At 68.7% G+C, this 13,648-nt stretch carries 10 protein-coding genes and 1 pseudogene; 2 read left to right on the top strand and 9 right to left on the bottom strand.

All coding sequences use genetic code 11. The features are described 5' to 3' along the window. Positions 1 to 6 precede the first annotated feature (6 nt). Complete coding sequence (locus tag WS45_RS13750) at positions 7 to 636, bottom strand: DUF4142 domain-containing protein (protein ID WP_059700595.1); 630 nt, start codon at positions 634 to 636, stop codon at positions 7 to 9. Positions 637 to 736: 100 nt separating this feature from the next. Next, the gene (locus tag WS45_RS13745) at positions 737 to 2,704 is read right to left on the bottom strand and encodes a hybrid sensor histidine kinase/response regulator (protein WP_059700356.1); all 1,968 of its coding nucleotides are present in this window, start codon (positions 2,702 to 2,704) and stop codon (positions 737 to 739) included. Positions 2,705 to 3,034: 330 nt separating this feature from the next. Here WS45_RS13745 and WS45_RS13740 point away from each other — a divergent pair. After that, positions 3,035 to 4,071: pseudogene (locus tag WS45_RS13740) on the top strand (sigma-54 interaction domain-containing protein). Between the two features lie 80 nt (positions 4,072 to 4,151). Here the strand turns inward: WS45_RS13740 and WS45_RS13735 are convergent. Beyond that, positions 4,152 to 5,951, bottom strand: a complete 1,800-nt coding sequence (locus WS45_RS13735) for a methyl-accepting chemotaxis protein (protein ID WP_059700352.1) — start codon at positions 5,949 to 5,951, stop codon at positions 4,152 to 4,154. A 207-nt stretch (positions 5,952 to 6,158) separates the two neighbouring features. Then, entirely contained in the window at positions 6,159 to 6,413 is a 255-nt protein-coding gene (locus tag WS45_RS13730; RefSeq protein WP_059700350.1) for a DUF3562 domain-containing protein, read from the bottom strand. 563 nt (positions 6,414 to 6,976) lie between these two features. Here WS45_RS13730 and WS45_RS13725 point away from each other — a divergent pair. Then, positions 6,977 to 7,387 carry a hypothetical protein gene (locus WS45_RS13725; protein ID WP_059700348.1) on the top strand — a complete coding sequence of 137 codons (411 nt, stop codon included), beginning with the start codon at positions 6,977 to 6,979 and terminating at the stop codon, positions 7,385 to 7,387. Between the two features lie 473 nt (positions 7,388 to 7,860). Here WS45_RS13725 and WS45_RS13720 read toward each other — a convergent pair whose 3' ends face one another. The 5 genes from WS45_RS13720 to WS45_RS13700 all read right to left on the bottom strand — a co-directional run bounded on the left by WS45_RS13720 (position 7,861) and on the right by WS45_RS13700 (position 13,396). Next, the gene (locus WS45_RS13720; protein ID WP_059700346.1) at positions 7,861 to 8,796 is read right to left on the bottom strand and encodes a universal stress protein; all 936 of its coding nucleotides are present in this window, start codon (positions 8,794 to 8,796) and stop codon (positions 7,861 to 7,863) included. Between the two features lie 252 nt (positions 8,797 to 9,048). After that, a complete protein-coding gene (locus WS45_RS13715; protein ID WP_059690052.1) occupies positions 9,049 to 10,431 on the bottom strand; it encodes an amino acid permease in 1,383 nt (460 codons plus the stop codon). 439 nt (positions 10,432 to 10,870) lie between these two features. Further along, entirely contained in the window at positions 10,871 to 11,896 is a 1,026-nt protein-coding gene (locus tag WS45_RS13710; protein WP_059525400.1) for a DedA family protein/thiosulfate sulfurtransferase GlpE, read from the bottom strand. A 166-nt stretch (positions 11,897 to 12,062) separates the two neighbouring features. Then, positions 12,063 to 12,569 (bottom strand): cupin domain-containing protein, encoded by a 507-nt coding sequence (locus WS45_RS13705; protein WP_059525716.1) that lies wholly within the window; start codon positions 12,567 to 12,569, stop codon positions 12,063 to 12,065. A gap of 356 nt (positions 12,570 to 12,925) precedes the next feature. Then, a complete protein-coding gene (locus WS45_RS13700) occupies positions 12,926 to 13,396 on the bottom strand; it encodes a universal stress protein (protein ID WP_059525714.1) in 471 nt (156 codons plus the stop codon). Positions 13,397 to 13,648 lie beyond the last annotated feature (252 nt).

Genomic DNA, 13,648 nt, shown 5'->3' with positions numbered 1-13,648 from the left:
CGCGGATCAGTGCGCGGCCGCGATCGAACGCTCGAGCGCGCGCGCGGCGCCCAGATGTGCCTTCAGCGTCGGCAGCGTGTCGGCCGCGAATGCGCGAAGCTGCGGGTCGTGGCCGTTGCGCGCTTCGGCTTCGTAGAGCCTGAGCGCCGCCTCGTGCGCGTTCGATCCCGCCAGCGCGATGTACCCCTTGTCGAATGCGTCGCCATTCATGGTTCGCAGGGCCGTCAGCGCCGGATCGACCAGCATGCGCGTCTGCACGGGCAAACCTTTTTGCGCGCCGAGCCGGCGCAAATCCGCGGCGACGCGACCGTGATCGTCGATCATCCGGCGCGCGAAGGCCTTCACGTCCGGATTCGACGACCGATCGAGCGCGAGCTGGCTCGCCTGCAGTTCCGTCTTGCCGACGATGCCCGCCTTGTCGACGAATTCCGCGTCGATGCCGTTGGGCCGCCGCGTCATGTCCGCCTCGTCGGCGGTCTCGCCGGGACGGACGACGCCCGGCGCGACACGAACGGACGATGCAGGCGGCGCCTGCGCATGCGCCGGCGTGCATGCCGACCCGCAGAACGCCGCGAGCACGCCCGATACCAGCAAGCAAGCGTTGCCGGCAAACGAGATCCGCACGCTCAACGGCATGCGCCCGGCGCGCGCCGGCTTGCCGCCGGCGTCGTCGCGCCGCGTGTTGTTCGATCGCTTCATCGTGCCTCCCGGTGGGTGTTGCGGAGGCCGCCGTGCGTCAGCGGCGCCGTCCGGCGCCCGCCACGTCGACGATCACGCTGGCCAGCGTCGGCATGTCGACCGGCTTGCACAGATACGCGTCGAAGCCGGCAGCCATCACGCGGTTCCGGTCCGCCGTGCCCGCGTGCGCGGTCACCGCGACGACGGGCAGACGCCCGCTGCCGTTCTGCAAATGGCGGATGTGGTCGAGCAGCCAGAAGCCGTCGCCGTCCGGCATCGCGAGATCGGACAGCACGACGCTCGGGGGCTGCCGCGCCACCACGTCGAGCGCGTCGCGACCCGATTGTGCGGTCGACACCTGGGCGCCGAGCGTTTCGAGCGCCGCCGCGAGACTCGCGCGCGACGTCGCGTCGTCGTCGACCACCAGCACGCGCTGGCCGTCGAGCGCAACCGCCGTCGACGCGCCGCTCGGCCGCAACGGCTGGCCGGTCAGATTGTCCGCGCCCCATTCCACCGGCAGCATGACCGTCACGGTCGTGCCGCGCCCGGCGCCTTCGCTCGTGGCCGCAACCTCGCCGCCATGCAGCCGCGCGATGTTGCGCACGATCGACAGGCCGAGCCCGAGGCCGCGCTTCGGCGACGCGGACGCGCCTTCCGGCCGGTTGAACGTATCGAACAGATGCGGCAGGCGTTCCGCGGAAATGCCCTGCCCCGAATCGGCGACCGACAGCCGCACGCGCGCGCCGGCCCGGGTCAGCGACACCTTGATGTGGCCGCCCGGCGGCGTGAACTTGATCGCGTTCGACAGCAGGTTCGACAGCACCTGACGGATGCGCTCGCCGTCCGCGTAGATCACGCAGTTGGACATCGCGCACGCGGTCGACAGTTCGAGCCCGTTCGCCTCCGCGGTCGCGCCGAGCTCGCGCACCGCCTCGTTCACGACGCGCACCAGGTCGACGGGCGTGCGTTCGAGCCGCATCCGGCCCGTCGCGAGCGACGACGCGTCGAGCAGGTCGCCGACCATCCGCGACAGCGACCGCGCGCTACGATCGATCGCGTCGATCGCCTGGTGCGCGAAGCTCTGGCCCTCGGCGTTGCGCAGCACCTCGACCCAGCCGTAGATCACATTGAGCGGCGTGCGCAATTCATGCGACACGGTGGCCAGCAGTTCGTCCTTCAACCGGTTCGATTCGTCGGCCTGCACGCGCGCGTCGCGCGCACCGCGCAGCGAGCGCAGATAGCGCCGCTCGTCGCGGCGGCGTTCGCGCGCCTCGCGCAGCGTCATGGACAGGCCGGTGCAGTTGCCTTGCGCGTCGACGATCGGCGCTGCCGCGAAAGTCGCGCGAAACCGGCCGCCGTCGTGCCGCACGCACAGAACGTCGAGCGGGCCGGCGGGCGCGCGCGCGTTCGCGAACGATGCGGGAACGGGATGCAGCCGCAGCCAGCGCGGCGCGATCAGCGTCGTGACGTCGCGTCCGATCACCGCCGCGACCTCCATGCCGAAGAGGCGCCGCGCCGCCGGGTTCCAGCTCGTGATCCGCCGTGCGGCGTCGACGCCGACGATCGCGTCGGGCGATGCTTCGACCACGCGGCGCAGCAGGATGTCGTCGAGTGCGCGCGGCGCGGGCGCCGGTTCGCGGCTCGGCGTGCGTGCATCATCTCCTTCGGCATCGTCGGCCCCGCGCAGCCGGTCGCTCGCGAGCAACGGCTTGACGGCCAGCACGAGCATGCACTCGACGAAGCCGATCGCGGCGAAGACGCCGGCCCGCATGAGCAGCGCAGGCAGCGACATGTCGCGCCACCACAACGCGCCGATCACGACCGCGCTCGCGGCGGTCGCCGCCAGACCGCCGCCGAACGAAGTCAGCCAGGCCGCAGCCGCGACACCGACGTACAAAGGCAGCGGTGCAAACGGTTCGCGCATGCCGACGACGTGAATCGCCCACGCCTGCAGCGCGGACGCCAGCCCGACGGCCAGCGCGACCCATGCGCCTTGCCGAAACAGCTCGCGGGTAAAAGTTCTCATCGTTTCCCTGCATCGCCTGCGACCGTCGCTCGAAGGCATGCCGCCGAGCGGACCGGGCGAGCCTATGAACGCCGCAATGCGCGTACCTGCCGCATCGCGCCCGGCGACTTCGCGGCAAGGTCAGGTGTGCGTGCCGTCGCGCCGCGTCGCTCAACGGCCTGCCGTGCTTGCGGGGAACGCGATGGCCGATATCTTTCAATTTCTCATTCGTCGGCTGTAAAAAAGCACCGGCGGCGGCATCGTGCCCCAGCGATCGCATATTTCTTGCGTCATCGCACCGGGCATTGGAAATTTTTAAATCGCGGCACCTTCCGTGCGGTTTCGCTGTCGATGATAGATATTGCAAAGAAGGGATGCGCGGTGCCGATTTTCAAAACGGCCCGCTGACGCCTATGGCCGAATCCGCAAACCGTCCGAAGCAACGTGCCGACGCGCGCCGGCTGTCCGGCCGCTCCGCGGCGATGCGCACGCTGCTCGGCCGTATCGAGAAAATCGCTCCGACCCGCGCCAGCGTGATGATTGCCGGCGAAAGCGGGGTCGGCAAGGATATCGTCGCGCGGCGGCTGCACGACCTGAGCGCGCGACGCGACGGGCCGTTCGTCCCCGTCAACTGCGGCGCGATTCCGGCGGACATTGCCGAAGCGCAGTTGTTCGGCCACGAGAAAGGCAGCTTCACCGGCGCGATCGCGCAACGTGAAGGATTCTTCGAAGCCGCGTTCGGCGGCACGCTGCTGCTCGACGAGATCGCGGAGATGCCCGCGTCGCTGCAGGTGAAGCTGCTGCGGGCGCTCGAATCGAACACGATCGTGCGGGTCGGCGGCACCGAGTCGATTCCGCTCGACGTGCGCATCGTGTCGGCGACCCGCCACAATCCCGCCGAAGCCGTGCGCGACGGCCGGCTGCGCGAGGATCTGTTCTATCGTCTCGCCGCGTTCGCGCTGTACGTGCCGCCGCTGCGCCAGCGCAGCGGCGACGTCGAGGCGATCGCGCACGAGTTCGTCGATGTGCTCAACGTGCGGCACCACTCGCACAAGCGTCTGACCGACGCGGCGATCGCCGCGCTGCGCGCGTATTCGTGGCCCGGCAACGTGCGCGAATTGCACAACACGATCGAGCGCGCGTACATCCTCGCGGATGACGGCATCGACGTCGCGCTGCCGAAGCCGACGATGTTGCCCGACCATACATCGGACGATGCGATGGCGCTGCCGCTCGGCGCGACGCTGCACCACGCGCAGCAGCGTTTCATCGCGGCGACGCTGCAGCACTTCGACGGCAACAAGCCGCAAGCGGCGAAAGCGCTCGGCATCAGCCTGAAAACGCTCTACAACCGGCTGGCGCTGATGCGCGACGGCGGCAACGGCTGAGCGTCGCCGAGGGCGGCAACGGCTGAGCGTCGCCGAGGGCGTCGCGCGTGGCGCGCTCGACCTGCATCAACCGATGCAGGTCACGCGACCTTGAACTGCCCGACCGTCGTCGCGAGCGCGTTCGCCTGCGTCTGCAGCGCGGTCGCGGCCGCGGTCGACTGCTCGACGAGCGCCGCGTTCTGCTGCACCATTTCGTCGAGCTGCGTGACCGCGCGGTTCACTTCCTGGATGCCGCGCGTCTGCTCGTTCGCCGCGTGCGTGATCTCGGAGATGATCGTCGTCACGTTGGCGACGTTCGACACGATTTCGCGCATCGTGTCGCCGGCCTGACGCACCTGCCCCGACCCGGCCGACACGCTCGCCACCGTCGACTCGACCAGCACCTTCACCTCGCGCGCGGCCTGCGCGCTGCGTTGCGCGAGACTGCGCACTTCCTGCGCGACGACCGCGAAACCACGCCCTTGCTCGCCGGCACGCGCGGCTTCCACGGCCGCGTTCAGCGCGAGGATGTTGGTCTGGAACGCGATCCCGTCGATCACGCCGATGATGTCGCCGATCCGGCCCGACGCCTCCTCGATCTTCCCCATCGTCGACACGACGTCCGATACGACCACGCCGCCGTGCGACGCGATCCGCGACGCCGCGGCCGCCCGTTCGTCGGCCTGGCCGGCGGCGGCCGCCGACTGGCCGACCGTCGCGGTGATCTCTTCCATCGATGCGGCCGTTTGCTCGAGGCTCGCCGCCGCCGATTCGGTCCGCGACGACAGGTCCTGGTTGCCCGCGGCGATTTCGTTCGCGGCCGTGCGCACCGATTCGCTCGCATCGCGAATCTGCCGCATCACGTCGTTCAGCTTGTCGACGAAGCTGTTGAACGAGCGCGCGATGTCGGCCACCTCGTCGCGGCCTTCGGCCGGCAGGCGCTGCGTCAGGTCGCCGGTGCCCGAGCCGATCGACGCCATCGCCTGGCGCACCTGCGACAGGCGGCGGAACGCGGTTGCCGTGATCGCGCCGACGATCAGCGACGCGACGCCGACGATCACCACCAGCGTGATCAGCGACGCGGTCAGCAGCGAGCGCATCCCTGCCGTCGCTTCCGATTTGTCGAGCAGGACCAGCGCGTACCAGTCGGTGCCGGGCACGGCCTGCGCGCGCACCAGCTTCGCTTCGCCGCCCACCTGCACCTCGACCGGCGCGACGGCCGCGGCCAGCGACGCGGCGCTTACGGCGCCGAGGTCGGGCGACACGTCGGCGACCGGCTTCAGCGTGAGCTTCGCGTCCGGATGCGCGACGACATGGCCGCTGCTGTCGATCAACATCCCGAAGCTCGCGGGCGTCGGGCGGATCGACTTCACGTTCGCGATCACGCTGTCCATCGCGACGTCGGCCGCGACGACGCCCTTCAGCGCGCCGTCGCGCAGGATCGGCACCGCGAACGTGACGACCAGGTTGCCGGTGCCGGCATCGACGTACGGCGGCGTGACGACCGGCTTGCCGGCCTGTGCGGCCTGCTTGTACCACGGGCGGCCGGTCGGGTCGTAGTCGGGCGGGATGCCGGTCGGGTCGGAGAAACGGAACACCTTGTCCGCATAGCCCGCGTAGACGTTCGTGAAGCCGCCGGCCGCGGCCATCTGCTTGAACACCGGCAGCGGATCGGGCGACAGCGCGGCGTCCTGCAGCGACGCGATCATCCGGCTCCGGGTCGCGACCCAGTCGCCGATGCCGACCACGTGGCCGCTGGCGACGGATTTCAGGTTGCGGTCGATCGCATCGTCGTTGTACGCATGCGCGATGAAGTAATTGATCAGCGTGGTGGCGACGAGCGCGAATACGACGATGGCGACGCACGCTGCAAGAATGCGGGTGCGGATGGACGAGAACATGGCAACGACTCGGTAAGGGAGCGCGAACGCCCGGTGGACGGATTCACCGGGTAAACGGCATTCGCGCCGCTTACTTGAGCCTGTTGTGTCGATTCGATGAAACGTATGACGAAAAACGCCGACGGCCGCAGGGGCGTTGTCCGCAAGCTTGCGCGGGGTGGTTGCCTATGCGGCATGGCGCGTTGGCGGTGGTGGCGCCGGCGTCGTTCACAGACGGCGACTGGTATTCGTATCCGGCTCCCGGTTCGGCGTACTGGCTGGCGTGTCGCGCTCGAGGTCGTCCTGTCTGCGCATGCGTTCCCGCAAGTGGCGGATCGCGAACACGTGAATATAGTCGTGCACGCGCGCATCGGACGACAACGCACGCACTTCGTCGTCGAGCATCGTGCGCAACTGGTCGGCGCCGATCGCGCGCGCTTCGGCGACGGCCCTCAAAGCATCAAGCATATTGTCCTGTGACATCGACGGGCTCCTGACGGTCGAGGAACGAAAGGAAAAGACGACTTACCGGAAGATTAGATTAGATACTGGATCGCCGCCCGGCGTACGATGCGCCGAAGCGTGTTTGCGCGCGATCAACGGCACGTTGCGTGCCGCCGCGCCGATCCGTCGCTGGATCGGCCCGCGCGCAAGATTCGCGGCGCGCGTGGCCCGCGAACGACTGGAAGGATTGTCCACGCCTCCCCCGAGGCGCGGCATCGCCGATCGCGCGGACGACGAACCGTCGCGCGACGGCGATGCACTCGGAAACTTAGACCGTCCGAAATCCTGCGTCAAGCGACGCTCGCCGGCTGTGATTCGTCTGTTCGAATGCACCGGATCGGGGCGCCGCACATCGCGTGCCGGCCGTTCTTGTCAGCGGATTCTGATACCTCGCACGCAATGTCTGACAGCGACTTCAGCGCGCGCCGATTGGCAGCGCGGCCTGCGCGGCGGATACTGACGTCATGAACGAAGCGTTCATACCCGGTCATCGCTCAGCCGGCCGTCGAGCCGGCACGCGGGGTCGGGCGCAGGAGACCATCATGGCCCATCGCAACTTCCCGGCGCGGGACGGACAGCGGCGCACGCGCATGCTGTCCGCGCATTCCGTTCCGGTCGCAATCCGCCCGCCCGACGATCTCGACGCGTTACTCGCGCTCGCGCGCGAATCGGGCTTGCTCGTCACGCTCGACGGGCAGATCGGCCGCGAGAAATACCAGAGCGTGATGGGATCGGTGCTCGCGCTGCAGCGTTTCGCCGCCGCCCTTTGCGCGCGGGCCCGTGCCGACGCACCGGTCGTCGTCAGGCCGCGCCGCAAGGCGCGCCCCGGCTGGCCACGGCTGCGCAATCGCACGCCGGGCGGACGAGGACGGCTGCATGGCGCGCGTCGGCGCGCACGCGGATGCCACGGCGCCGGTAGTCGGCACGACCTGCGAGCGCCTCGCATCGCGTAAAAGCCGAACGCAGCCGACTCGGCACGAGGCCGCGCGATGGCTGCGAAGGCTGCCACGCCAATCGGCGGCGACCGCGTGACGGCACATCGCGTGCCGCCACACGCCGTTCCGCACGGCGACATCGACCAAAAAATACCTGCGAGGAAAGTAGTCTGCACGGGGCCAGGAAGCGGACGGGGTGAAAATCACCCCGTCCGTCATTCCAAGGCAGCCGTCGGCTGCCTACCCTCGCGCCAGAGAGTTCGTGATCGGCTGATGCGCCACGCGCTGCGTGGCACGGCGCCGGAAATCGGTTGAAATGCGAGCAACCGCGTCGGATATGCGCCCGTTCGCGCGGTTCTGGACCCGACGTATCGAATCGTCGCGCCCCAAAACAAGACAGACGGACGTTCTGTCACTATCTCATGCGAGGTGCACGGCGATTCTGATGCAGGTCAATGAAAGGCCGCTTCGCCACCATCGCGTCGCGACATTCACTCCGCGCCGCGCACGAGCAGCACCGGCACCTGCGCGAGATGCGCGATCCGGCGCGCCACGCTGCCGATCAGCCAGGCGGCGATGCCGCGCCGGCCATGCGTGCCGACCACCAGCAGTTCCGCATGCCAGTGCACCGCGTCGCGCATCAATGCATGGGCGACGTCGTCGCTGGTCGGACGGGTTTCGACGATGCCGCGCTTGGTCGGATTCCCCATTGCATGGAACAGCGGGCCGACCCGCGCCAGCGCATCCTCGCCCTCCGCGCGATACGCATCCTCGAGCGCGCGCACCGGCACGAGATCCGTCAGACGAACCGCCCGATCGACGACATAGGCCGCGTACAGCAGCGTCGTCGGCGCCGCGAAGCCAAGCCCGACGCGCACCGCATGCAGCGACGGCTCGCTGCCGTCCACGGCGAACATCAGGCGCTGCAGCGGCCCCTCCGACGGCCGCGTGTAGTCGGCGGGCACGATCAGCAGCGCGCAGCGTGCGCGCGAGGCCAGCGTGTCGGACACCGCGCCCTCGACGAGCCGCAACAGCCCATGGTGCGGATTGGCGCCGACCACGAGCACGTCGGCACGCGAGGCCGACGTATCGTTCGCGAGTGCATCGGCCACCGTGCCGCCCGTGACCGACGTATCGATGATCACCTGCTCGATCTCCGCGCCGCTCCCGGCGAACAGCGCCGCGATGCGCTCGAGCGTCGCCTGCGCCTCGCGCGTCATCTCCTCGCGTGCCGAGGTCAGCAGCGCGTCGACGCGCGGAATGTCGGGCAGCACGAGACGCGGATTGTCGATCGCGCAGACGATGCGCACCTGCATGCCGGGACGCAGCAGCGTGCGCATGTAGCGCGCGGCGGCCAGCGACTCCGGCGTCAGGTCGACGGCCAGCGAAATTCGGGCGAGCGGCGGGATGGTCGGGCTGGATGGCATGGCGAAGATCTCCTGGCGGACGCGTCGTCGCGGACGACGACCGGAGCTTCGCGCGGGCGGCGGCGCGCGGCGGACGAACGGCCGACGCGGTCGCAGGGATCGGCGGACGGCCACGCGAAGCGCGGACAAGCGATTCAGACAGCATATGTCGTCCGGCCCGCACGTGCATGATCGTAATCAATGCCCGTGCGGGCCGCGATGCGCGGCGCGCACACGCGTGGCGCGCTGCGCGGCGACTTTTGCCCTGCCCGCTTACGACTTCGTCGACGCGGGCGCGCCCGCGCGGTTCGCGTAGAACACCGCGTATGCGATGCCGAGCAGCACGATCCACGCCGGGCCGATCACGAGCGCGACACGCGTGTCCGGCGTGAATGCCATCAGCACGACGACCAGCGCGAGAAACCCGAGCGCAACGAACGAGCCGAGCGGATAGAACGGCACGCGGATCGGCAGGCGCGCGATCCTGTCGGCCGACAGCGTGCGGCGAAAGCGCATCTGCGCGATCAGGATCACGCACCACGTCCAGATCGCGCCGAACGTCGACACCGACGTCAGCCACGTGAACACCTGCTGCGGCGCCAGATAGTTGAGCAGCACGCCGATCAGCAGCAGCGCGACCGACACGGCGACGCCGTACACCGGCACGCCGTTGCGGTTCACGCGACCGAGGCTGGCCGGCGCCTGGCCCTGCTGCGCGAGGTTGTAGAGCATCCGCGCGGTGCTGAACAGGCCGCTGTTGCACGACGACAGCGCCGCGGTCAGCACGACGAAGTTGATGATGCCGGCGGCGGCCGGGATCCCGAGCCGCGAGAACGTCATCACGAACGGGCTGCCCTGCGTGCCGATCTGGTCCCACGGATAGAGCGACATGATCACGAACAGCGCGCCGATGTAGAAGATCAGCACGCGCCAGAATACCGAGTTCACCGCCTTCGTCAGCGACTTCTCCGGATTGCGCGCCTCGCCGGCGGTGAGGCCGAGCATCTCGACGCCGAGATACGCGAACATCACGATTGGCAGCGCGCCGATGACGCCGTCGATGCCGTTCGGCATGAAGCCGCCATGGGCCCACAGGTTCGAGATGCCCGTCGCGACGCCGCCGTTACCGATGCCGAATGCGATCATGAGGCCGCCGCCGACGATCATCAGCACGATCGTGACGATCTTGATTAGCGCGAACCAGAATTCGAATTCGCCGTACAGCTTGACCGCGATGAAGTTCACCGCGCCCATCGCCGTGAGCGCCGCGAGCGCCCAGATCCAGTTCGGCACGCCCGGGAACCACATGTGCATGTAGACGCCGACCGCGGTGATCTCCGCCATGCAGGTGACGATCCACACGAACCAGTAGGTCCAGCCGGTCAGGTAGCCCGCGAGCGGGCCGAGGTAGTCGCGCGCATAGCGGCTGAACGCGCCGGCGACCGGATTGGAGATCGCCATTTCGCCGAGCGCGCGCATGATCAGGAAAATGGCGATGCCGCCCAGCAGGTAGGTCAGCAGGATGGCCGGGCCGGCTGTGCGGATCGCGGTGGCCGAGCCGAGGAACAGGCCGACGCCGATCGTCGCGCCGAGCGCCATCAGGTTGATGTGTCGCTCCTCCAGCCCGCGGTGCAGCTGGTCTTCTGGTTGTTTCAAGTCCGTCTCCTGGCAGCCGCGAACGGGCCGCCGTCATTGTGGATGTCAATGCGCGGCCGTTCATGCCGATACCGGCAAACCGAAAACGAAAAATCCCGCCAGCGTTTTCCGGATAAAAAACGTTGCGGATACTGCGTCACTCCGATTGGAATCGCCGCTGATTATCGGCATTTTCCGGAACAATCCGGAAAACGGATCGGCCTTTCACGGAATACGCCCGTCTAGCCCGTGCGACGCGGCTGTGCGCGTGACGGGCAGCAACGGGATCAATCGCTTTCGGTGCGAACGAACGCGCGTCGAATGTGCGCAATCAAGCGCACGCAATATGCAGGCGGGATTATATGAATAATCGGTGGTTTCTCGCCAGCCGATTTTAGCGGGAATGCGAAGCGTGAAAGCGGAGGTGAAATCGGGATGTGCGCGGAATCCCGCGCACGATTTATTTCGACAACGTGGCCCGCACCGTATACTCGCCTGCGAGCGCCGCATGTTCCGGCCGCACGAAATACCGCGATGAATCGAGATCGGCCGGCAGCGGCTCGACCGGATAGCCGTGCTTTTCCCACGCATCGAGGCCGCCCTTCAGCGCGCGGATGTTGTGGATCATCTTCTTGCGCTGCATCTTCGCGATCAGGCGCTTGGCCGTGGCCTCGTTCGGGCACACGCAATACACGACGATCGGCCGCTTCAGCAGCTCAGGATCCAGCAGGTCCGGCGAATCGAGATCGACCGGCACCGCACCGGCGATCCGGTACGGCTCGCGTTCGCGAATCGCGCGCGGTCGCGCATCGAAGATCAGCGGCGGCTCGCTCGACGTCATCATTTCGACGAGCTGCGGCGGGGAGATGCGCACCTGCGCGAGGTAGCGGCGGAACTGCACGCGGCGCACCCAGCGGTACAGCAGGAACGTGATGAAGATCGCGAGGAACGCATCGAGGATCGTGCCGCCGCTCGCGCGCACCCACAGCACGAACTGCACGATCTGGTCATGCACGGCCGCGCCGCCGACGAGCCAGAACGCAGCCCATAGCGACGCGCCGGCCAGATCCCAGAACAGGAACACGCCGATGCCGATCGCGGTCGTGCCGAGCAGCGGCGCCGACACGAGACCGAGGCCCGGCAGGAATTTGGAAAGGACGAGCAGCGGCGCGCCGTATCTTTCGAATACGTTACGCGCGAAACGCAGCGTCGTGTCGAGCGACAGCGAGAATCGCACGAGCCCGTTCAGCAAGCGCCGGCCGCGCGTGCGGCCCATGAAGAACCACAGCGAATCGGCAAGCATCGTCGCACCGATCGCCGCCGCGAACATGCTCGTCCAGGACGCCTGCCCCATCGCCGCCATCGTACCGCCGAGAATCAGCATCGGCACGGCCGGCACCGGCACGCCGAGCTGCGTGATCAGTACGCTCGCGAACACGGCCCACGGGCCGAGCGACGAGGGAATCGCAATGGGAAAGTGCCACACGGCGGCGCTCCTGGAAGACATGCTGACCGTGCGACGGAGGCGGCCGTCGATACGGCTGGCAGCGATCGCCGCGGCACGTCCGCGGCCGATCCCGCACCATCGTGCATTCTAAACGGGTTTGGCCGGGACCGCGCGCAACGGCTACCGTTGGAGGCGGCCGCCGCACTCACGCGTCGGGGCGCTGCGCGAGCGCCGCGACGTATTCCGCGTACTCGGGGAACGCGGCGGCCAGCGCCGTCGCGTCCGCAAGCTCGAATTCAGCGAACTCGAACCCCGGCGCGACCGTGCAGCCGACGAGCGCGACATGCTCCGGCGACGCGCAGCGCGCACCGAACCAGCGCCCGGCCGGCACGACCGCCTGGAATACGGTGCCGGGGTGCGTGAGCGGGTTGCCGAGCCGGTGGATCGTCAGGCCGTCGTGCTCGTCGAGCACCCACACTTCGAGCGGATCGCCCGCGTAGAAATGCCAGACCTCGTCGGAACGGATCCGGTGCCACGACGAATACGCGCCGTCGCACAACAGGTAGTAGATCGCGGTCGACGCCGCGCGCGGCGCGCCGTCGGCCGGACGCACGACCGTGTCGGCCGCGCGGTAGGTTTCCCGGAAATAGCCGCCCTCTGGGTGCGGTTGCAGATCGAACTGGTGAATCAGGTCGGCGGCGGAGATCGGCATGGCGGATGACGTCGGTGAAGGAATGAACCGGGCACGCGGCACACGGCCCGGCCGTTCGGGAATCCCGTCGGCCGACGTCGCGTGCCGCTGCGTCGATCGCCGCGACCATGCACGCGGCGACTGGATCGCGCGCGAAACGCGGCGCGCGACGATGAAGCGAACACCGGCCGATGCTGCCAGAAGTGCGGGCCGCGATGCAACCCGCGCCACGCGGTCACACCGTAGCGATGTCGCGACGCCAGATATCGGCCGCGCGTCGATCGATGCCGCGGACGCACCGCCGCACCCGCCATCGCACCGCCATCCGCGCGGCGGCCGCCTGCCCGCCGCTCACGGCGCGACGCCGCACCGCCCCGTCACGCGGATGCCGCCGCGGCCGGCTCGTCGTGGCGCACCAGCAGCACGGGCCGGTCGGCCGCGCGCAGCAGCGATTCCGCGACGCTGCCGAGCAGCAGCCGGCGCAGGCCGTGCCGCCCGCTCGTGCCCATCACGATCAGATCGGCGCCGGCCTCGGCCGCCGTGCGCATCAGCACCGCGGCGATGTCCTCGCCGTACGCGTCGAGCGCGCGCACGGTGCCCGGCACGTTCCGCTGCGCGAGCGCCGCCTTCGCATCGTCGAGCACGGGCGTCGCCGCATCGGTTGCCGCCGCGTCGCCGTCGTGTTCGGCCGCGAAGCCCGCATCGACGTCGACGAGCTGCGGCCGGTGCTCGACGACATACGCGCACGTCACCTCGCCGCCGGACGCCGCCGCGATCCTGATCGCTTCGTTCAGCGCGAGACGCGCACTCGGGCTGCCATCGAGCCCGACGAAAATCCGCTTGTACATGGTCCACCCTCCGACCGGGCGCGCGTCGCGCATCGCGCGCACGACGCCCCCGTCACCGCAAGCCGGCCCGATGCCGGCTCGCCTGCCGAACAGTCTGCCCCACGTGCCGACACGCCGGTTGACGCGTGTCAATCGCGGCCGGGACGCCCGCTGCACCGCCCGGCTCTCTCATTTTTAGCTGACCCTATTACAAAAAACGCATAAAACGCGCACAATTTCATCTTGAAAATAGACGCCGCACGCGGCCGGTGC

Origin of the sequence: Burkholderia sp. RF2-non_BP3, from assembly GCF_001522185.1 — a bacterium.
Classification (GTDB): domain Bacteria; phylum Pseudomonadota; class Gammaproteobacteria; order Burkholderiales; family Burkholderiaceae; genus Burkholderia; species Burkholderia diffusa.
This window is presented reverse-complemented; position numbering and strand designations above follow the sequence as displayed.